Annotated in this window: 20 protein-coding genes; 5 read left to right on the forward strand and 15 right to left on the reverse strand. The window is 45.6% G+C overall.

All coding sequences use genetic code 11. The features are described from left to right. Positions 1-13: 13 nt before the first annotated feature. The 8 genes from V9W66_RS04395 to V9W66_RS04430 form a co-directional block, all read right to left on the reverse strand. Entirely contained in the window at positions 14-757 is a 744-nt protein-coding gene (locus tag V9W66_RS04395; protein WP_279231191.1) for an amino acid ABC transporter ATP-binding protein, read from the reverse strand. Between the two features lie 10 nt (positions 758-767). Next, positions 768-1532 carry an amino acid ABC transporter permease gene (locus V9W66_RS04400; protein WP_243121578.1) on the reverse strand — a complete coding sequence of 255 codons (765 nt, stop codon included), beginning with the start codon at positions 1530-1532 and terminating at the stop codon, positions 768-770. Between the two features lie 18 nt (positions 1533-1550). Continuing rightward, positions 1551-2423: a transporter substrate-binding domain-containing protein gene (locus tag V9W66_RS04405; protein WP_144092487.1), complete on the reverse strand. Its 873-nt coding sequence runs from the start codon at positions 2421-2423 to the stop codon at positions 1551-1553. Between the two features lie 228 nt (positions 2424-2651). Beyond that, positions 2652-3848: a PucR family transcriptional regulator gene (locus V9W66_RS04410; protein WP_144092489.1), complete on the reverse strand. Its 1197-nt coding sequence runs from the start codon at positions 3846-3848 to the stop codon at positions 2652-2654. A 246-nt stretch (positions 3849-4094) separates the two neighbouring features. Continuing rightward, positions 4095-4700 (reverse strand): MFS transporter, encoded by a 606-nt coding sequence (locus V9W66_RS04415; protein ID WP_279231190.1) that lies wholly within the window; start codon positions 4698-4700, stop codon positions 4095-4097. A gap of 282 nt (positions 4701-4982) precedes the next feature. Then, complete coding sequence (locus V9W66_RS04420; RefSeq protein ID WP_144092493.1) at positions 4983-6107, reverse strand: DUF362 domain-containing protein; 1125 nt, start codon at positions 6105-6107, stop codon at positions 4983-4985. Between the two features lie 140 nt (positions 6108-6247). Then, positions 6248-6715, reverse strand: a complete 468-nt coding sequence (locus V9W66_RS04425) for a DUF2284 domain-containing protein (RefSeq protein ID WP_144092495.1) — start codon at positions 6713-6715, stop codon at positions 6248-6250. Between the two features lie 66 nt (positions 6716-6781). Further along, positions 6782-7654, reverse strand: coding sequence for a LysR family transcriptional regulator (locus V9W66_RS04430; protein WP_144092498.1), 873 nt, complete (start codon positions 7652-7654; stop codon positions 6782-6784). A gap of 155 nt (positions 7655-7809) precedes the next feature. On the opposite strand from V9W66_RS04430, the gene V9W66_RS04435 reads away from it, so the two are divergent. Genes V9W66_RS04435 through sdaAA form a run of 3 tightly spaced genes read left to right on the forward strand, consistent with a single transcriptional unit; the run spans position 7810 to position 10594 of the window. Then, on the forward strand, positions 7810-9030 hold the full coding sequence (locus tag V9W66_RS04435; RefSeq protein ID WP_144092500.1) for a dicarboxylate/amino acid:cation symporter: 1221 nt from the start codon (positions 7810-7812) through the stop codon (positions 9028-9030). A 5-nt stretch (positions 9031-9035) separates the two neighbouring features. Further along, the gene (gene sdaAB, locus V9W66_RS04440) at positions 9036-9704 is read left to right on the forward strand and encodes an L-serine ammonia-lyase, iron-sulfur-dependent subunit beta (RefSeq protein ID WP_015527273.1); all 669 of its coding nucleotides are present in this window, start codon (positions 9036-9038) and stop codon (positions 9702-9704) included. Between the two features lie 20 nt (positions 9705-9724). Continuing rightward, positions 9725-10594 (forward strand): L-serine ammonia-lyase, iron-sulfur-dependent, subunit alpha, encoded by an 870-nt coding sequence (sdaAA, locus tag V9W66_RS04445; protein ID WP_144092502.1) that lies wholly within the window; start codon positions 9725-9727, stop codon positions 10592-10594. A 151-nt stretch (positions 10595-10745) separates the two neighbouring features. Here the strand turns inward: sdaAA and V9W66_RS04450 are convergent, their stop codons facing one another. The 5 genes from V9W66_RS04450 to V9W66_RS04470 all read right to left on the reverse strand — a co-directional run bounded on the left by V9W66_RS04450 (position 10746) and on the right by V9W66_RS04470 (position 15184). Beyond that, on the reverse strand, positions 10746-11528 hold the full coding sequence (locus V9W66_RS04450; RefSeq protein ID WP_144092504.1) for an HAD-IIA family hydrolase: 783 nt from the start codon (positions 11526-11528) through the stop codon (positions 10746-10748). A gap of 53 nt (positions 11529-11581) precedes the next feature. Further along, a complete protein-coding gene (locus V9W66_RS04455; protein ID WP_243121579.1) occupies positions 11582-12373 on the reverse strand; it encodes a GTP pyrophosphokinase in 792 nt (263 codons plus the stop codon). Positions 12374-12578: 205 nt separating this feature from the next. After that, positions 12579-12938 (reverse strand): P-II family nitrogen regulator, encoded by a 360-nt coding sequence (locus V9W66_RS04460; protein WP_144092506.1) that lies wholly within the window; start codon positions 12936-12938, stop codon positions 12579-12581. 47 nt (positions 12939-12985) lie between these two features. Next, positions 12986-14224: an ammonium transporter gene (locus V9W66_RS04465; RefSeq protein ID WP_092068756.1), complete on the reverse strand. Its 1239-nt coding sequence runs from the start codon at positions 14222-14224 to the stop codon at positions 12986-12988. 234 nt (positions 14225-14458) lie between these two features. Next, positions 14459-15184 carry a TraX family protein gene (locus V9W66_RS04470; RefSeq protein WP_243121580.1) on the reverse strand — a complete coding sequence of 242 codons (726 nt, stop codon included), beginning with the start codon at positions 15182-15184 and terminating at the stop codon, positions 14459-14461. 240 nt (positions 15185-15424) lie between these two features. On the opposite strand from V9W66_RS04470, the gene nudC reads away from it, so the two are divergent. Beyond that, positions 15425-16261 (forward strand): NAD(+) diphosphatase, encoded by an 837-nt coding sequence (gene nudC, locus V9W66_RS04475; protein WP_144092508.1) that lies wholly within the window; start codon positions 15425-15427, stop codon positions 16259-16261. 205 nt (positions 16262-16466) lie between these two features. On the opposite strand, the gene glgP is transcribed toward nudC, so the two are convergent. Further along, positions 16467-18734: a glycogen/starch/alpha-glucan phosphorylase gene (gene glgP / locus V9W66_RS04480; RefSeq protein ID WP_144092511.1), complete on the reverse strand. Its 2268-nt coding sequence runs from the start codon at positions 18732-18734 to the stop codon at positions 16467-16469. Between the two features lie 215 nt (positions 18735-18949). Then, positions 18950-19867: an AraC family transcriptional regulator gene (locus V9W66_RS04485; RefSeq protein ID WP_015527280.1), complete on the reverse strand. Its 918-nt coding sequence runs from the start codon at positions 19865-19867 to the stop codon at positions 18950-18952. Between the two features lie 516 nt (positions 19868-20383). On the opposite strand from V9W66_RS04485, the gene V9W66_RS04490 reads away from it, so the two are divergent. Further along, the gene (locus tag V9W66_RS04490; protein WP_144092513.1) at positions 20384-21763 is read left to right on the forward strand and encodes an aldehyde dehydrogenase; all 1380 of its coding nucleotides are present in this window, start codon (positions 20384-20386) and stop codon (positions 21761-21763) included. Positions 21764-21772: the final 9 nt, after the last annotated feature.

Below are 21772 nucleotides of genomic sequence, written 5' to 3' on the forward strand. Positions count from 1 at the left end.
TTTATACTCCTTCCTATCCTGCCAGATAACGTCTCAAAAATTCTCTGGTACGGGCATTTTTAGGATTTTTAAACAGCTCTGCCGGAGGTGCATCCTCTACAATGTAACCCTGATCCATAAAAATCGTCCTGGTGGAAACATCTCTGGCAAATGCCATCTCATGAGTCACAATGATCATGGTAAGGCCTGTGGTCGCCAGCTCCTTCATAACATTTAAAACCTCGCCTACCATCTCCGGATCCAGTGCTGATGTAGGTTCATCAAAAAGCAGGACCTCCGGATTCATGCAGAGCGATCTTGCAATGGCAACCCTCTGCTTCTGTCCACCGGAAAGCTGTGTGGGATTTGCATTGATAAACGGTGCCATTCCTACCTGCTTCAGATGTGTAATCGCCCGGTCAAAGGCTTCTTCCTTTGACAGATGAAGGACTTTTCTTGTACAGAGCATACAGTTCTGGAGAACTGTCATATTGTTAAAGAGATTAAAGGACTGAAATACCATGCCGACCTTTGACCTATAATCATTGATCTCCTTCTGTACTGCTCCGATCTCTTTTCCATGATAGCGGATCTTTCCGCTGGTCTGGGTTTCCAGCTTGTTGATACAGCGAAGCAGAGTGGATTTTCCGGAACCGGAGGAACCAACGATACAGATGATCTCGCCCGGCCCCACGTTGAAGTCGATTTTTCGCAGTACCTCATGATTCCCGAATGCTTTACTTAATTCCTCAACGGATATGATTGCATCACCCATTATTTTTCCCTCCTTACGGATTTTCCATATATTCCACTGCCAGTGCGTAGTTCTCTGTTTTCTTCATCTTCTTTTCAAGGAATGTAAACAGACGGTTAAATACAAAGCAGAGTACAAAATAGATCACTGCAATAACAAGATAGGATTCAAAATATTTATAATAATTTCCACCTACAGTCTTTGCTGCCATAAACAGCTCCTGAACTGCGATAACATTCAGAACGGAAGTCATTTTCAGATTTGTAAGAAATGTATTTGCCATCTCAGGGATGATGTTTTTGAAGGCCTGCGGAAGCACTACATAGATCATGGTCTTCATAGGTGACATTCCCATGGCCCAGGCACCTTCCCTCTGTCCCATATCGATGGAACCGATGCCGGCTCTGACAGTTTCTGCCATGTAGGCTCCGGTGTTCAGTACCGTTACCATAACACCTGCAAACAATGGTGTAATATTCACATTTGCCTGACGGATACCATAATACAGGACCATTGCCTGAACGATCATTGGCGTATCCCGGAAAACCTCCACATAGATCCTGCAGATTGCCTTTAAGATTTTAAAAATTCCTTTTTTCAGAATGCTGTCGCCTTCATTGATACGGATATCCTGGATGATACCGATGATATAGCCCAGCAGGAAACCAAGAATGGTTCCTGCTACAGCTATATAGAGAGTCAGCCAGGTTCCTTCCAGAAACATACCGGAATATTTTTTCGCCAGAAATATCATCCATTCCAGGGAATTGGACGGATCTGTAATTGAAAAGCCTAACATATCTCCACCTCACTTGAACTAGTTCGCTGCCGGCTGCTGTGTCAGAACAGTATCCATCAGCTCATCCATTTTCTCTTTATCGTTCCAGCCGATGTCATCCATGGCACCCTGCAGCTTATCTCTCAGCTCTGTGTCATCTTTTCTTGTTGCAATGCAGACATTGACCATTTCATCATCATTTTTAAAGGTATCCTTCTCATCCAGATTGATGATCTTCAGATCCTTGTTTGTCAGGGCTGCTGATTCTGCTGTAGGAACATCTACAACGCAGACATCTGCAACTCCGTTGGAGATTGCCATAAAGCACTCGGAGGTTGTCTCATAGTTTCCGGACTGCTCTGCACCGTCGATCTGATCCAGAAGCGGTACCCATCCGGTTCCAAGCTGTGTGGTAACCTTGCAGCCTGTTCCTGCAAGATCGGAAAGGCCTTTGACATCGTCATATTTGCCGCCTGCCTTTACCACGATACAGTTATCTCTGTAATAATATGGTTCTGTAAAAGCATATGATTTTTCTCTTTCTGCCGTTTTTCCCATACCTGCGATGATACAGTCATAATCACCGGCATCCATGGAGATTCCGATGGAGGACCACTCAACCTTGTGGATCTCCAGCTTCATTCCAAGCTGCTCTGCAAGCTTCTGAGCTACTGCCACATCGTAGCCATATGTGTAATAATCACTGCCGTAAATAGGTTCTGCCTTGCTTCCGTCCGGGGTTGTATCTGTATCCTGGGTCCAGTTGAACGGTGCATATGCACATTCCATACCAACCCTTAACACATCCTTATCTGATTTGTCTGCTGCCCATGTGGAAGCTGCTGTAGATGCTAACATTGCTGCGGAAATAATACCTGTGATCACCATTTTGCCTAAAAGATTTTTTTTCATATTCGTTTCCTCCTCTTCTACATAGCTGGCACAAAACATATTTAACTGGTCGACCTGAACGTTTTCGCCTGTAAACAAAAAGGGCGCTGAAAGAAATTTTTCATTTCCTTCAACGCCTTTGTTGTTTGATAGACTTCATTATACTCAGGAGAAACTTTTCGTCAACTTTCATTTTGCACAAATTAGCTGTTTATTTTGCACAGTGTTGTATTTGTAGGAACCTGTTTTTCAGGAAAACATCAGCTGTTTGATCAGGATACAGTTTATCATATCCAGATATTCCATATAGTCATCCAGTTCAAAATCTATCAGCTCCTGGATCTTATTCAGCCGGTACTGCAGGGAATTTCTGTGAATAAAAAGTTCCTTCGCCGTTTTTCCGACGCTGAACCCGTTCATGTAATAGGCAAGCAGGGTATCCAGGAGAAACGTTCCGTTGGCATGATCATATTCCTCCAGCTTTCCCAGCCGTTCATTGCAATAATTCAGGATCTCATCATGGTTGTCGTTATTGAACAGATACTGATAAATTCCCATGGCTGTTGCACTTAAAACTTTCTTGTGCTTGGGATTTGGAAGTATGTCTTTTTTGGGGATCAGACGCTTTGCCTCCTGATAGCTGGTGCCAAAATCTGCCGGATTGGTATAGATACCGCCCAGGATACAGGTGCTTCGGATCGTTCCGTGAAACTGCGGACTGGCATCGATCTTCTGCAGAACCTTTTCCAGCTCATGTTCAATGCTTTTGTCTTTTTTTGCCTCAAAAAGAAGGACAAATTTGTTGAGAAACCGGAGGAACATGGGCTTTCCTTCCATTGTCATGACTTCCTGGTTCAGATAATTGGCATAATACTCGTAGATATGCTCATCCTGCTCCAGATTGATGCCGTACTTCCGATCAGCCACAATGATCCCTACTCTGCAGGGTGTGGTAAAGTTGATCCCGAACTGCTGGGAGATTTTTTCGATATAGCGGTCATTAATATCATAGCCAAACAGAAGATTGTAAAGATAATCTCCCATCCGCCTGTTCTGCATTTCATATTCCAGGATGATCTTTCCCACACTCTGGGCAATATCCACAAAAGAAGCTCCCTTCCACCGGATGTAAAACAGCGGGAGCTGAAGCGCATTGGCTTTGTCGATCATCTCCTTCGGGACGGGTTCTTTGTCATCGGTGATCGAAATCCCAAAGCCGGAAATTCCAAGCCCATACAGTTCTTCCATGGCTTTCCCGGCTTCTTTCAGGTCAAACCGGACATAGTCTACCACACACAGGGCAAAATTCCCCTGGTTCATATGCTCCTCAAAAGGCCGGGTCTGCACCATATAGGTCCATGTGACAGGTCTTGTGAGCCCCTCTTCTCCGGCGATCAGCTCCACTCCGTCCAGCTGCTGCTCCAGTATATCCTGACAGGTGATCATATGCATCAACTCCTTATTTTTGCAGTATTTCACACGCTCTCATCCATAAACAGGCAAATACGATATCTGATTTTCTCATCCTTCAGTTATCCTAGCAGAAATATCTGATTCCGGCAACTCAAAAAAAGCCTGGAAGAAATCAGCCACAGGCATTTTATTTCTTCCAGGCTTTTCTGTTTTCTGATTCTCAGTCAGCTGTCTTTGATCCGGCAGCTGATACAGCTCTGCATCCAGTTACATTCAGACTTATTCTGCCTGTGGTTTGCTTACCTGTGCTGTATCATTCTTTACTCCGGCAGATTTTTCGGCATGCTCTTTCACAAGATTCCGTCCAAGCAGAGTCAGGCATACAAATGCGATCACTGCCACGATCAGTACTCCTTTGATGCAGACGATCCTTCCCACTTTATCTGCCAGTGTCGGAAGCACCAGTCTTGCTCCCGCATTGACAATGGATCCAAGCATAACTGCGCTGACTGCCCCAATGATCAGAAAGGTTTTCTGCACGCCCTCTGCCTCCAGCAGCTTTCGGCTCAGCGGCGCCAGGAAAAATCCGCAAAGTCCGTTGGCAGTTACCACAACACCGGAAGCAAATCCGGTACGGTCCGGGAACCATCTCTGCACAGTTGCCAGGATCACCGTGTAGATCATTCCCTTTCCAAATCCCTGCATCACGCCATAGGACAGATACATAGGAAGCGGTGTGGGAACGATCAGAAATGCGGATGCCAGGATTCCTGCCGCAAAGATCCCGCCTCCGATCCATACAATCGTCTTTTCCTTAAAGCGGTTCTGCATCCTTCCGCCTACGATATTTCCGAATACAAAGGTGCTCAGTGCCAGATGTGTCAAATGCGTGTTAATTATGTTGTGTGTATGTTATCACACGCAGTCTTATTAATTATACGATATAAATTTGCAGCTTTTTCTGTTTTCTCGTTTTTGTCCAAATTTTCCTGTTATTTCTTTGCATATTATTCACAATGCCATTCTTTTAGGCACGCATGTGCACGCATATATTTTTTATTTAAAATACCGTCTTTATCTGTTTTTTCTATTTTATATTTCTTTATTTGTGCAAAAAGCACGCCATGTTGCAGACGTGCTTTCGTAATTTTCTATGATTTCTGTTTCTTATTTGATTATCTTCAGATCATATTCCCTGATTCCCAGGCCAATCTTTTCTGCCTGATCCAGAGTTGCCTTCCACTCAATATTCGGATTGGAATCCTTAAAGTGGTCATGGTGACAGTGCCATCCCGGCTCTGCCAGATGCTCTCCAAGCTGGCTGTTGGCGATCGGTGTTGCCTTCAGGCAGGCATCTGCACAGGCCTGATCCAGTGCAACCGGGTCAAAGCTTGCGAACATTCCGATATCCGGAAGGATCGGCGCATCATTTTCACCATGGCAGTCACAGTTAGGGCTGATATCCTGTACCAGTGCAATATGGAAATGGGGACGTCCGTGACAGACAGCCTGTGCATACTCTGCCATCTTGCGGTCAAGAAGCTCGTTTGCACTGCTATTCGGATTGTATACGGCATCATAGCTGCAGGCACCGATACAGCGGCCACAGCCTTTGCATTTATCGTAATCGATAACTGCTTTCTTGTTTACATATGTAATCGCATCACTTCCGCACTCTTTCGCACAACGGCGGCAGCCACGACAGACATCTTCATGAATGGCCGGCTTTCCGCTGGCATGCTGCTGCATTTTTCCGGCACGGCTTCCGCATCCCATACCGATATTCTTCAGAGCACCGCCAAAGCCGGTTGCCTCATGTCCCTTGAAATGGCTGAGACTGATAAAAATATCTGCGTCCATGATAGCATGTCCGATCAGGGCAGTTTTGCAGTATTCTCCGTTTACTACCGGAACTTCTACTTCATCGGTTCCTCGAACTCCGTCACCGATGATGATCTGGCATCCGGTTGTGATCGTGTTAAATCCGTTAAGATTTGCACAGTCCAGATGCTCCAGTGCATTCTTTCTGCTTCCCGGATAAAGAGTATTACAATCTGTCAGGAACGGCATTCCGCCCTGCTCCTTACAAAGATCTGCGACTACCCTTGCATAGTTCGGACGAAGGAATGCCATATTTCCAAGCTCTCCGAAATGCATCTTGATGGCTACGAATTTTCCATCCATATCGATATCTTTGATTCCTGCGGCAACACAGAGTTTTTTCAGTTTGTCCAGCTGGCTGGTTCCCACCGGACAACGAAAATCAGTGAAATAAACTGTTGATTTTTCCATTCTGGTTTTTCTCCTGCTGATTCTTTTTATGTAATTACATTTATTTAAACTCTACACGTTTTTTCTGTTTCTGTCAACGGATACTCGCATTCGTAAAACTCCATCTACTTCTCCCATATTCCTTTACAAAATCCTTCATCTTACCCCTGGAAAAGAACCTGGGAAAAATAACGGATCATTCCGTCGCTGGTCCAGCATAGCATTCCTGCAGCGTCTGCCATTTTCTGTGCATCCACACAGTAAGCGGACATGCAGGAATTATGTTTATAAGGTCCCGCACTCATGATCAGAAGATCCGTTATTCCCTCTTCTTTCATCTTCTCTGCCAGCTGTTCTGTCAGTTTGTTATGAGCAAGTTTTGCCTTTTTGTAGTCCATAAGGCCATCCTGCATTGTCTGGAGTATCAGCGTTTTTTCGTATTTCAGCGCATGCTCTTTCATCTCCTCTACAGTGCCGCTCTGTGGTGGACATGCCGGGTTTTTATCATAATTCCCGCAAAGATTGTCCTCGCAGAAAACCCGGTATTCCGGCACAAATACAAGCTGATCGGTACTTATGACCGCTGCATCGGAAAAACCAAGAGCTTTTGCTTCTTCAATAAGATTCATTTTTTCTCTCCTGTGTTTTTTTCTTTTATAGTGCCACATTTTATTTGTTTTTACAAGCTCTGGCTTTCACTCTGCCGCCAGGCGGATAAACTCCTCCATCTCTCTTGTCTTAAACTTGTTCTTATGGTAAAAGATCTGCCGGTACATGGATATCTCCACATCTTCCACATGTAAAAGGGCAATTCTTCCTTTCCGGATATCCCGCTCCACAGCCAGATAGGGAAGAAAGGAAAGTCCGTGGTTCTTTTCCAGCATGCGGATGATAAAAGCGGTATCGCTGATCTCCAGTACCGGTGACAGGGCCTGCTTCTTAAGCGCCAGCTGCTGCTCCAGAGCCTGCCGATAATTGGCATTCTTTTCCGTGAGAAAAAAAGGCTCTTCCAGAATATCCTCCATCTTCAGCGTCTTTCCCGCAAACTCCGAATCTGCAGAGGCAACAAATACTACCGGCTCCGCCTTCTCCATGACCTTCACCCAGTTCTGGTCCCACCTTGGGGTATCCAGTATATAAATAAGATCCAGCCCGTTATGCTCCATCATCCGTATCAGCTGCTCCGGTGTATCAATAGTCACCTGCATATTTACTTTCGGGTGAAACTCACGAAATTTGCTGAGAACAGCCGGAAGCTTTGCTGTGCAGAGAGATTCAATAGTCCCGATATGCAATGGATTTTTCAGTTCCGCATCGTCATTCATTGACTTTTTTGCTTTATTTACATCATATAAGATCCGGCTTGCATGCTCCATAAACTCTTTTCCGGACGGAGTAAGCACCACACGCTTTCCGGTTCTGTCAAAAAGTCTTGTTTCCAGCTCATTTTCCAGAAGACGGATCTGGACAGTGATCGCTGACTGGGTGTATCCCAAAACCTCTGCTGCCCTGGAAAAGCTCTGAAGCTGTGCTACATGTACAAACGTCTCCAACTGACGGATTTCCATGATTTTCTCCCTTTTACTATGAAATTTTTTCATCGTGATGATGAAATCTGTGAATTTGCCTTATTTTTATGTCAATGTTACAATACAATCACGAGGACGTCAATCGTATTTTTGTGCAAAATGAATAAATTCATACTTAGGAGGAAAGAATCCAAATGGAAAAGAAAAAAATCAAGATCGGGCTTGTGCCGAAGCTGATCATTGCCATCATCGTAGGTATCCTGTTCGGCCAGTTCCTTCCGGAAGGCTTCTGTCGCTTTGTTGTAACCCTTTCCGGATTTTTCAGTACCTTTCTGAAATTCGTCATCCCGCTGATGATCCTTGCCTATGTGACCATGGGTATTGCGGATCTTTCACAGGGTGCAGGGAAGCTTCTCCTGATCACAGTGGCTCTGTCTTATGGCTCCACTCTGATCGCAGGTTCCGCATCCTATCTGGTATCATCCAGCCTGTTCCCGCACTTTATGAGTGAAGGTGCGCTGGATCAGATCGCAGCTACCGCAGACGCATCCCTGACACCATTTTTCTCCATCACACTGGAGCCGGTCATGGATACTCTTTCTGCTGTTGCACTTGCCTTTGTCATGGGACTGTGCCTCTCTTCCATGCGTGGAAAAGAAATGGGAAACAGCCTTTATAACGGAATGAGTGACTTTTCCAAGATCATTGACAAGGTCCTTCATACCATTATCATCCCGCTGCTTCCGCTTTACATCTGCGGAACCTTCACAGATATGACTATTTCCGGAAAAACCTTTGCCATCTTAAGCATCCTCTGGAAGGTATTCCTTGTTGTTATCATCATGCACCTGATCTGCATTACGATCCAGTTTGTGATCGCAGGTACTGTCAGCAAAAAGAATCCTTTCACTCTGATCAAAAATCAGATCCCGGGATACACAACTGCTCTGGGAACCCAGTCTTCCGCAGCTACCATCCCGGTCAATCTGGAATGTGCCAAAAAGGACGGCGTGTGCGAGCAGATCCGCAACTTCGTAGTACCGCTCTGTGCAAACATCCACATGGCCGGTTCCATGATCACCATCACAGCCTGTGCTACTGCAGTCTGCCTTATGAACCAGCTGCCCATCAGTCTCGAGATCATCGTTCCGTTCATCATGACTCTCGGTGTTGCCATGGTTGCATCTCCCGGTGCTCCCGGTGGTTCCATCATGACTGCCCTTCCATTCCTTTACATGGTATTCGGAGCGGAAGCCGGTGATCCGGACGGTGCCATCTGTGCTATCATGGTTGCCCTTTACATTACCCAGGATTCCTTCGGAACTGCCTGCAATGTATCCGGTGACAACGCCATCGGCGTGATCGTTGACACCATTTATAAGAAATTTATTGCAAAAACACCACAGGAGAATTAAGCAAAATGTCTTTTATCAGTGTATTTGACGTTATGGGTCCCAACATGATCGGTCCTTCCAGTTCTCATACCGCAGGGGCTGCACGCATTGCTTTCCTTGCCCAGAAGATGATCACGCCGCCCCTGAAAAAAGTGGAATTCATCCTTTACGGTTCCTTCGCCAGAACATACAAGGGACACGGTACAGACCGTGCCCTCCTTGGCGGGATCATGGGCTTTTCCACAGATGACATGCGTATACGGAATTCTTTTGATATTGCCAGGGAACAGGGGATCGACTTTTCCTTTACTCCAAATGAAGCGGAAACCGATGTCCATCCCAACACTGTAGATATCCATATGGTCAATGAACAGGGACAGGAAATGACAGTCCGGGGGGAATCGCTGGGCGGCGGCAAGGTCCGCATTGTGGAGATCAACCACGTGAAAGTGGATTTCACCGGCGAATACAGTGCCATCATCGTGATCCATCAGGATACTCCCGGTGTTGTGGCCTACATCACCAGATGCTTAAGTGAACGTAACATTAACATTGCCTTCATGCGCCTCTTCCGTGAATCCAAAGGAACCACAGCCTATACGATCGTGGAATCCGACGGTCATCTCCCGGAAGATATCGTAGAAAGCATTCACCGGAACACCAACATCCATGATGTCATGGTTGTTCAGATGTAGGGAAAAGGAGGATGTGTTTTATGGATTTCAAAAATGCCAAGGAACTTCTTGCTCTCTGCCAGAAAAAAAAGCTTCCGATTTCCGAAGTAATGCGCCAGCGTGAGATCCTTCTCGGTGAAACCACTGCTGAAATCGTGGACCAGCGCATGGACCGTGTTCTGGAGATCATGAAGGATGCTGCTTTTTCCCCCATCAAAGATCCGGTGATATCTATGGGCGGACTGATCGGCGGTGAAGCCCGAAAGCTCTGCGAATTTCATAACCTGGGAAAAAGCCTGTGCGGAAATGTTCTCGGAAAGGGGATCACCTACGCTATGGCAACCCTTGAGACCAACGCTTCCATGGGACTTATCGTTGCCTCTCCTACTGCCGGCAGTGCCGGGATCGTTCCCGGAATGATGCTTGCTCTTCAGGAGGTCTACGGCTTTTCCGATAAAAAAATCCGCCAGGCACTATTTAATACAGGCGCGATCGGCTATCTTGCCATGCGTAATGCAACAGTTGCCGGTGCTGTTGGCGGATGTCAGGCTGAGGTCGGAATCGCTTCTGCAATGGCTGCTTCCGCTGCTGTTGAGCTTCTTGGCGGCACTCCGCTGCAGTGTACCTATGCGGCTTCCACCGTTCTTATGAATATGCTCGGTCTTGTATGTGACCCGGTAGGCGGCCTGGTGGAATATCCCTGCCAGAACCGTAATGCAGCCGGTGTCTCCAATGCCCTTATCGCAGCCGAAATGTCTTTGGCCGGTATCACCCAGTTCATCCCGCTGGATGAGATGATCGATGCCATGTATACCGTAGGCAAAAAGCTTCCTGCAGAGCTTCGTGAAACTGCTCTCGGCGGTTGTGCAGCCACACCGTCTGCCTGTGAGAAGTGTCATCTTTGTAGTTAACTAACACTAACAGAGTATAACACATAATAAACAGAGCTACGACCGAAACAACTCAAACAACAAAACGGAGAATTCCCGAACTTCTTTTTCCAGGAATTCTCCGTTTTCTTTTTTATAAATCCTAATTTATAATTTCATGTGTAAATATCTTTTATTTCTCCAGCAACGGGATATCTCCCACTCCATTCAGGATCAGTCTCGGTCTGTACGGGAACTTGTCTACAGTTTCTCTTGTGGATACACCGGAAAGTACAAGGACTGTGTCAAGACCTGTCTCAATACCGGCGATCACATCGGTATCCATACGGTCACCGATCATCACGGCTTCATTGGAATGTACGCCCAGGATACGAAGTCCGGTACGCATCATCAGAGGGTTTGGTTTGCCAACATAGTATGCCTGTTTGCCTGTAGTAGCTTCGATCGGTGCCACAAATGCACGGCAGGCCGGTGCGATCCCGCCTTCGATAGGGCCTGTGATGTCTGTGTTTGTTGCGATCAGCTTGGCTCCCTTGTTTACCAGGTTCATGGCACGTAAGATGTGCTCATAGCCGTATGTAGTAGTCTCACCTACAACCACATAATCCGGTGAAACATCGTCGATGGTGATCCCTGCGTCATACAATGCATTATAAAGACCATGATCTCCGATCACATAAGCGCTGCAGCCCGGAGCCTGGCTCTGGAGGAATTTCGCAGTTGCAAGTGCACTGGTATAAAAATGCTCTTCTCCGACATCCAGTCCCATGCGTAAAAGCTTCTCGTGAAGTTCTCGTGGTGAACGGCTGCTTGCGTTGGTAAGGAAGAGAAATCTCTTATCTTCCTTCTGAAGCCACTCCACAAATTCCTTTACTCCGTCAAGAAGCTTGTTCCCATGATAGATCACACCATCCATATCGCAGATAAATCCTTTTTTGGATCTTAATGTTTCCATAAATTCCTCCCTGTCTGATGCGGACATTTTACATCTCTGCTGTTTTCTATATATCAGATCTTCTCGATCTTATTTCTCAATTTCAGCATTCTGTAATCCAGATTTGCAATTTCTTCTGCATATTTTTTTAATTCTGATTCTATTTCCGCATTATCTCTTTTTTTATAATACAATTCATATTCTAACACAGACCAGTAATCCATTGCAATGGTCCGAAGCTGTATTTCCACCATTTCCTTCTGCTCGCCTTCTGCCGAATAGATGGGGACTTTCGCAATGAGATGCAGGCTTTTGTAGCCGTTTTTCTTTGGATTTCTGATATAGTCCTTGATCCGGATGATCTCGATATCTTTCTGCATTTCTAAGAATTCTGCCACCTGGTAAAGCTCATCCTCAAAAGGGCAGACCACACGGATGCCGATGAGATCCTTCAGGTTTTTCCTGGCTGTCTCAAAATCCGGTTCCAACCCCTTTTTCAAAAGCTTCGCATAAATACTTTCCGCACTTTTGATCCGACTGGTAGTCTGACTGATCACAGTACGTTTTTTCTGCCCGGAAAGCTCTGCATTGATCATTTTCAGTTTTGCCATAAGGATATCAATGGCAGCCTTACAGCGGAGGCGGTAGTCCGGATCCTTGATGTAACTTGCGATGGCTGCTGTTTTTTCTGCTGCCAGCTTCTGATTTTCTGGTTCTATTGTCTCCGGACCTCTGCTCTGATCTGACTTCTGAGCCGGAACATCCTTTTTGGGATTCTCCTCCTGCTCTTCTTGGTCCTGTCCGAATCCATCTTTAATGGATTTCTGTTTTTTTCTTATTTTTTTCTTTGATTTCTTTTTTGTCATGTCTGCCTTATCTATTATTTTTAGTTTTCGTGTACATCTTATATATTATACTGGCCACATGCTATTTTTCATCAAATCAACGTAAGACTATTGTTAAATCTGTGGTAAAAAAGTCCTCCGGAAAATCTCAAGATCATATCTCCTGATATCTCTGCGACTTCCCGAAGGACTCTTTCACACATAATTTACATATTAATAAAACAATTTACAGAAATTCCGACTGCAGCGCATCGTATCCGATCTCACCTGTACGGATACGAACAGCGTTACGGATCTCATAGCTGAAGATCTTTCCATCGCCGGGATCACCGGTAAACGCTGCTTTCTGCACAGCATCAATGACTTTGATCTCCCAGTCTTCCGATGATACCACGATTTCAAACTTGATCTTCGGTTTCAGAAATACATCGATCTTGGAACCACGGACATACTCTGTGTAACCACGCTGTGTTCCGCAGCCCATGATCTGGGTTACTGTAAAACCGTTAACCTGGATCTCATTTAACGCTGCTTTGACATCTTCCATTTTTTCTTCTCTTACGATTGCTTCTATTTTTATAAGCATACGATTTCCTCCATTTTCACACGATCATTGCCGGACAAATTCTTTTATCAGTCAAATCCATTAAATGACGGATATGCATTCTCGCCATGCTGGGATGCATCCAGCCCGACCATCTCTTCCTTCGGATCTACACGAAGCGGTGTAAAGATCCGCACGATCCCGATGCAGATCAGCGTTCCCACAATGGCAACCGCAATGGTGATCACAATACTCAATACCTGCGCCAGAAACAGACGATGATCTCCAAACACAAGGCCGTCCCATTTTGCAACAGAGTTAATGGAAGTTTTTCCGAAGAGACCTGTTGCGATTCCTCCCCAGATACCACCGATACCATGGCAGCCAAAAGCATCCAGGGCATCATCGATCTTCAGCTTCTGTTTCAGAAGGATCACAGTAAAGTAACAGATCGGGCTTACCAGGATCCCAATGATAAAGGATGCCCATACCGGTACGAAACCCGCTCCCGGTGTAATGGCTACCAGTCCGATAACAAGACCTGTGGATGCACCAACCAGTGTCGGTTTTCCCTCACGGATCACCTCGATCAGCATCCAGGTCAGCAGTGCGCAGGCAGAAGAAATACTGCTGGTCATAAAGGCATGTGCCGCAAGGCCGTCTGCCTTCAGCGCACTTCCTGCATTAAAGCCGAACCATCCGAACCACAACATGGCTGCCCCGAGAAATACAAACGGGATATTGTGCGTACGATAGGTTGCTTTTGCATAGCCTCGTCTCTGTCCAAGATAAATGGCAAGAACCAGTGCACTGACACCGGAACTGATATGTACCACATTTCCTCCTGCAAAGTCCACAGAGCCAATGGCTGCCAGAAATCCACCGTCTCCCCAGACCATATGTGCCATTGGATAATACACGATCAAAGACCAGATCGCAATAAAGAAAAACAGCGCCTTAAAACGCATTCTTCCAACCACGGCACCGGTGATCAGTGCCGGTGTGATCATGGCAAACATCATCTGGAACGCCACAAATACCAGATGCGGGATCGTATCCGCATAAGGTCCCGGCTCCCAGCCTACGCCATTCAGCGCAAACCAGCGAAAATCTCCGATAATCCCGCCATGATTTCCTCCAAATGCCAGCGAATATCCAAACAATGTCCACATAACTACGGACAGTCCCATGATCGCCCCACAGGCCATCATGGTATTTACCACATTTTTCCTGCGGACCAGTCCCCCGTAGAAAAACGCAAGCCCAGGTGTCATAAAGAACACAAAGGCTGTACAGATCAGCATAAAGCCGGTATCTCCTGCATTCATCATTCATTTCCTCCTCGATTCCCTCAATTATTCTGCAACGCAAAAAGCGCCTGGAAACTCAATTTCCAGACGCCTTTGTCATGTCAGTTAGCATAGCAGATAATTTGTGGGTTTTCAAGAGTTTTTTCGCTATTTTTCTGTTTTCTTACAGAATTACTATGTTTTATGTGGATATGAAATTTATTTTCGGCAATCTATCCGTTTATAAATATTGGAGAGATTTTATTTTATCTCTTACTGTACTATAACACGGATTATGCTCAGGATCAGCAGATGTGCCGGATAAAAAATATAGAAAAACCACTTGGAAAACTTCGGTGCTTTTTCGGATTTTTTGCCATTATAGAAGCACAGGATGATGATTCCTGATGCCACGATCCCTAATGCCGAAAGCAAAGCATGGATCATTGCCGGTCCGGCTGCCATTTTTTCCACATAGGAGCTGTAGTTAAACAGCACAAAAAGGACAGCACCGACTCCGTACGCTGTTATCATCCTCTTTCGATTCCCCCAGCCCCCATAAAACCAGAGGGTAAAAACCGGTGCCAGGATTGCCCAGTCCGAATAAATAGATAGTAAAAGAAGCAGGATCAGAAGAGGAATTCTCCATTTACTTGCCATCATCTTTTCCTGAACAACCAGGATCATAAAGCAGATAAACAGAGTAAAGATCATATTCAGCTGTGAATTCCCAAAGGCTATCATATAGGGAACCTGGGAGATTCCGGCAAAGATCAGAAGCCTTTCACCGTATTTTCTCCGGGAATGTGTATAGTAAAAACCTTCCACAAGAAAATAGCACATGGTAATGGCTGTGAAGTAGCCAATGTCTATAAACATTTCCCACAGGATCGTGTTTTCCGGCAGAAGCACGTTGGCGATATGGTTCAGAAGCATGGTAAAAATTGCCAGATATTTAATGGCATCCCGGGTCAGTCCCGGCTTTTCTGTTGTTGGCATGATCTTCTCCTTCTGTGCAGAAAAATTTTCAGACCTTTCACATCTTCTGCACAATATAATACATTTATCTTACACTGATTTTCTGACTCATACAACTTTTTTTGTTATTGCTGGTCACCAAAAGGACAGTTGCCTTTTTCGCAAGGTAAGCTTATACTGTAGAAAGCGTGCTGTATTTTATATGGCAAAACTTCTCAGCAAACGCTGTAAAACAATAAATTCGGAAAGGAATTATCGATCATGATCCAGGATATCGCACCACATACCTATCACAATGAGTACAAACCTGTGGCCCCGGATAAAGAAAGCCACATCCTCGCCTATGAAGAAGGAAAGATCCTTATGAAAAAAGCTGGTAAGACTATGACTCTTCCAAGCTTTGGAGAGCTGGAAGGAAAAGTTGAAAATCTCTATGAGAATTATATCTATCTCTTCTCCATTGACGAAGAGCATTTTTATCTGATCCCGGATCTTGACACCAGTCTCCTTCCTGGTTATCAGTTTGAGATCACAAGAGTTCTCCGCACAGCGGAGCCACAGTATCTGGCTTTCGCAGGAATCACCGGATATCAGCTCTTTCAGTGGTACAGCAAGCGCCGTTTCTGCGGTTGCTGCGGCAAACCGATGGTACATGATAAACATGAGCGCAAGATGATCTGCCCTGCCTGTGGGAACGGTGAATATCCGGTGCTTTCTCCGGCTGTGATCGTAGGCGTTACCAACGGTGACAAGCTGATCCTCTCCAAATATGAGGGCCGAAATCACACCCGCTACGCCATGATCGCAGGTTTTGCCGAGATTGGCGAGACCATCGAGGAGACTGTCCACCGTGAAGTTATGGAAGAGATCGGCGTAAAGGTCAAAAATCTCCGCTACTACAAGAGCCAGCCATGGTCCTTCTCCGGAACACTTCTGTTTGGCTTCTACTGTGACCTGGATGGCGACGACACTCTGACTGTAGACCACGATGAGCTTTCCATGGCCTCCTGGTTCAACCGGGAAGACATTCCGGATGAAGGAGATAATATCAGCCTTACCAAGGAGATGATGATGGCATTTAAGCATGGAAAAGCCTGAAGTATCGCTTGCCTGATTCCGTAAACAATTTTTCGCAACCAATTTCACAAAAAAACACCGGCCATTCATCTGTACCATGTCCTGTCCAGGCTGCCAGATCATCTCTGACATCTCAGCCCCAGTACATATTCCAATGAATGCCGGTGTTTTTATTTTCTATTTTTCTATTTTTCTTCCGAGCCGGGGCAATCTGCCTAAAACCGTTTTATTTCTCCGGTGTCAGATGCCAGATATCTCTGTTGTACTCTTCGATGGTTCTGTCTGAAGAGAAGTATCCTGCTTTTCCGATATTTACAAGCATTTTCTCTGCCCATGCGGTTCTGTCCTCATAATCGGACAGTGCCTGATCTTTCACCTTCGCATAATCCTCGAAGTCAAGAAGAGTCATGAACCAGTCTTTGCTTACGATCTCATGATGCAGTCTTCTTAAATGCTCCTCACTTCCAATGGAAAGAAGATCGTTTCCTACGATAAAGTCTACTGCACGACGGATGCGCTCGTCTTTCTCATAAAAATCTCTGGAGCAGTAATCAGCCTTTTCATAATGTTCGATAACCTGCTCACTGGACTCTCCGAAGATATAGATATTATCCTTGCCTACCAGCTGGCTGATCTCCACATTTGCACCATCCATGGTTCCCAGTGTTACAGCACCGTTGAGCATGAACTTCATGTTTCCTGTTCCGCTGGCCTCCTTTGAAGCAAGAGAGATCTGCTCGGAGATATCGCAGGCAGGGATCAGCTTCTCTGCTGCACTTACGTTGTAGTTTTCCACCATAACAACTTTCATGTACGGGGAAACCTCCGGATCATTGTTGATAAGCTCCTGTAAGCAGAGAAGCAGGTGGATAATATCCTTTGCGATAACGTATGCAGGAGCTGCCTTTGCACCGAAGATAAAGGTTACCGGGCGCTGCGGCTTCTCGCCTGCTTTGATCTTCAGGTAACGGTCAATGATGTAAAGTGCGTTCAGCTGCTGACGTTTGTACTCATGAAGACGTTTGATCTGGATATCATAAACACTGTGTGTGTTGATCTCTTCACCTGTGTTGGCTTTGATAAACTCCGCACATCTCTTCTTTGCATCCTGCTTGATCTTAAGGATATTTGCAAGAACGTCCTGATTTCCCTTGAAGCCAAGCATCTTGTCAAGCTCAAAGGAATCCTTGCGGAAGCCGTCACCGATCATGGATGTGATGTACTCTGTCAGCGGATGGTTGCAGTGAAGGAGCCATCTGCGGAAGGTGATTCCGTTTGTCTTGTTATTGAATTTCTCCGGATAGATCTCATAGAACTGATGAAGCTCTGTCTCCTTCAGGATATCGGTATGAAGGGATGCAACACCGTTGATGGAAAATCCGTAGTGGATGTCCATATGGGCCATGTGTACCAGGTCGTTCTTGTCGATGATGGCAAGATTTTCCTGCGGATATTTTGCTTTGATACGCTCGTCCAGCTTGCGGATGATCGGCATCAGATGCGGAACAACCTCCTCAAGATAGGAGATCGGCCATTTCTCAAGTGCCTCTGCAAGAATGGTATGGTTGGTATAAGCGCATACATGAGATACGATCTCGCATGCCTCCTCGAACTCGATTCCACGCTCTGTGAGGAGACGGATAAGCTCCGGAATTACCATACTCGGATGTGTATCGTTGATCTGGATCACTGCGTAATCGGCAAGGTCATGAAGATTGCAGCCTTTTGCTGTTGCCTCATCCAGAATCATCTGTGCCGCATTGCTTACCATGAAGTACTGCTGATAGATACGAAGCTTTCTTCCTGCATCATCGCTGTCATCCGGATACAGGAACAGTGTCAGGTTGTGGAGCAGATCCCTCTTATCAAAGGAGATTCCCTCGCCTACAATGCTCTCATCTGCAATATCAATATCAAAAAGGCGAAGCTTGATCGCTTTGTTCTCATAGCCTGCAACATCAATATCATACAGTGTGGATTTCAGCATAAAGCCCTTAAACGGCACGTAATAGGAAACGCCTGCATCTGTAAGCCAGCTCTCCGGCTGGATCCACGGATTCGGTGTCTCAAACTGAAGATGATCCTTAAACTCCTGTTTGAAAAGTCCTAGGTGATAATTAAGTCCGATTCCTTCTCCCGGAAGTCCCAGAGTTGCAATGGAATCCAGGAAACATGCTGCCAGACGGCCAAGTCCGCCGTTTCCGAGAGATGGCTCCGGCTCGATCTCCTCGATCATGGAAAGCTCTTTTCCGTTTTCTTTAAGATATTTCGCAACTTCATCATAAACGCCCAAATTGATCAGGTTGTTGGAAAGAAGCTTACCGATAAGGAACTCTGCGGAAATATAATAAATTTTCTTTTTTCCTTCCTGGTAGCCACGGCCCTTCAGCTGCTCCTTTGTCCAGGAGAGAAGTCCGTGATAGATTTCCTCGTTTGTACAATCTTTTACATTTTTGTTATATTTGTCTTCAAAAACTTTGCTTAATGTTTCCATTTTGATCTCCTTTCATGGATCTTGATGGGATGAAATATGTTTTTACAAGGTTGTTTGCTTTGTTTTTGATGATATTAGGATATCACGCATTTCTTTTCAAAAATATAACAATCCTGTCATGATATGCAAGATATTTGTCAGACTGTTTTTCACTTTTTACGGTAGCTCTGCATAAAAACGTAACCGATACATATGCGGTTGCTCCGGGAGCTTTCTCAGATCTGTCTCATACTCTTCCTGTACTTATGCGGTGAAACCTTATTGGACTGCTGAAATTTCTTTATAAAATAACTTGTACTGTTAAATCCCACCTGCATGGCGATCTCCGTCACAGGTGCATCGGAATGCGTAAGAAGATACTTCGCCTTCTCCATACGGAAGTCATTGATGTATTCCACCAGGGTTTTTCCCGTATACTGGCGGAAAAGCTTCATAAAATAATACTCACTGTAATTGGAAAGTCCGGAAAGCTCTGAAACGGTAAGATTCTCCTGGTAGTGAAGGCTGATATGATCCAGCACTTCCTTTACTGCTGCAAGGCTCTTGTTCTGCTCTGTGCTTACCGGGATAATATAATGCTTCGTCAGCATCTCATAAAAGAAATCAAAGAACAGCATTTTCAGCTTCACATAGAAATATGGCTTCTTCTCCGTATGACAGTCATGGATCTCCAGAAAAATTTCCCGCAGCTTCTCATATCCGGAATCTCCTTCTTCTATATGATGGCAGAATTCTGCCTTGTTTTCTATTAATGGTGATACCACACATTCCTGGCAGATATCTCCCGGCTGGCCTGCAAGGAAGCCCAGGCTGAAAACCACACTCTTATAATAAAGAGGCTTCTTAAGATCCGTGCGCATACTATGGAGAACTCCGCAGTTCACGATCAGGATATCCCCCTTTTTCAGGCGGATGCTCTCCCGGTTCAGTCTGGCAAAGCCACTGCCTTTTTCAATATACATGATCTCCATCTCACTGTGCCAGTGGTCATACAGTGCATGAAAGATCTCACAGTTCGCCATATAGGTTTCCACCGGCAGCTCAAAGGAACCGTGAGGGCTTAATTCTTTTAAATTATCATCCACTTCGGATACGTGAAGAGGATTTTTTGCGGATGTGTCTGTTTCTGGCATGATTTCCTCCGTGATCAATATCTATCCTGCGAACATTTGCCTTACGCTGGATATACAATCCTTGCATAATAATTCTGTTTGACTCCCTTAGTGTAAAGGATATTTACAACCATGACAATATTATATTTTCCTGTTTTCTTTTTTATGACGTTACGGTTACTCTGTTCTCAGCAACACGCTTCGCGATGCACTTCCATAAACGGCAACCTTGACTTTTCCCCTTCCAACTGCTATATATAATATTTAGAATAAAATAATTTGACTTTAAAAAGAACGAAAACTACCCAGTATGGACTGTGCAAAAGCCACAGCAGCCCGCATTGCCAAGCCACACCAGTCTCTTGCTCAGATGAAGGGAATCCTCTGTACCCGGTTCCTGTGCTGATGGATGCCGGCGAACTTGAAACACTGTATTACAGACTGATGCCTCCGGCAGGCAATTGCTAAAACAGCAATTGGCATAGAAAGATTTTTCGATATTTCGAATACAGTTTTTTCAGAAAGGACTACAATTCCATGGAAAAAGAACAGATCAACCAGCTTTTAGATAAACAGCGCCAGTACTTCTACTCCGGCGCAACTCTTGACCTTGATTTTCGCATCAGCGCCCTGAAACGTCTTCGCGCTTCCATCCGGAAACACGAAGATCAGATCCACGCCGCGCTGAAAAGGGATCTGGGAAAAAGTAATTTCGAAAGCTATATGTGTGAGACCGGACTGGTGCTCTCCGAGATCACACATATGCTGAAAAATATCCGCTCCTACGCAAAAGAACAGACCGTTCCAACTCCACTGGCACAGTTCCATTCCCGCAGTTTCCGCAAACCATCCCCCTACGGTGTGGTTCTCATTATGAGTCCGTGGAACTATCCGTTTCTTCTCACCATAGAACCACTGGTAGACGCCATTGCAGCCGGAAACACAGTCATCCTGAAACCAAGTGCCTACTCACCGGCAACAAGCGAAGTGATCCGTCTTCTCATCCATGAATGTTTCGATGAAAAATACGTTGCAACTGTCACAGGCGGACGTGCGGAAAACACACATCTTCTCAGTCTGCACTTTGATTACATCTTCTTCACGGGAAGCCAGTCTGTGGGAAAAGAGGTCATGAGAAAGGCTTCCGAACACCTCACACCAGTCACTCTGGAGCTGGGTGGAAAAAGCCCCTGCATCGTGGACAAAACAGCCAATCTCCGCCTTGCGGCAAAACGTATCGTATTCGGCAAGTTCCTGAACTGTGGCCAGACCTGCGTGGCTCCGGACTACATCTACTGTGATCCGGAGATCAAAGAAGCCCTGGTCGCAGAGCTTCGCAGACAGATCACACGCCAGTATGGAAAAGAACCACTGAAGAACCGGAATTATGGAAAGATCATCAACGAAAAGCATTTCGACCGTATCAACAGTCTGATCGATCCTTCCAGAACTGTCTGCGGCGGTGGTTCCAACCGTGAAACACTTCAGATCGAGCCGACGGTTCTTGATAACGTAACCTTCGAAGATCCGGTCATGCAGCAGGAAATATTCGGCCCGGTACTTCCGGTCCTCACCTATGACTCTCTCGGAGGTGCCGTAACAAAGATCAATTCCATGGCACATCCGCTGGCTCTTTATATCTTCACCGAAGATGAAAAAAATGCCCGGGAAGTTACTTCCCGATGTGGTTTCGGCGGTGGCTGTATCAACGATGTCCTCATACATCTGGCAACCAGCAATATGGGCTTCGGCGGCTTTGGGGAAAGCGGCATGGGCTCCTATCATGGCATCGACGGCTTCCGGACATTCTCTCATTATAAGAGTATTGTAGATAAAAAGACCTGGATCGATCTCCCTATGAGATATCAGAAATATCGGAAGATTTATGAGAAAATGGCACGGTTGTTTATGCGTTAGATATAAAGG

Origin of the sequence: Blautia massiliensis (ex Durand et al. 2017) (assembly GCF_051861785.1) — a bacterium.
Taxonomy (GTDB): domain Bacteria; phylum Bacillota; class Clostridia; order Lachnospirales; family Lachnospiraceae; genus Blautia_A; species Blautia_A luti_A.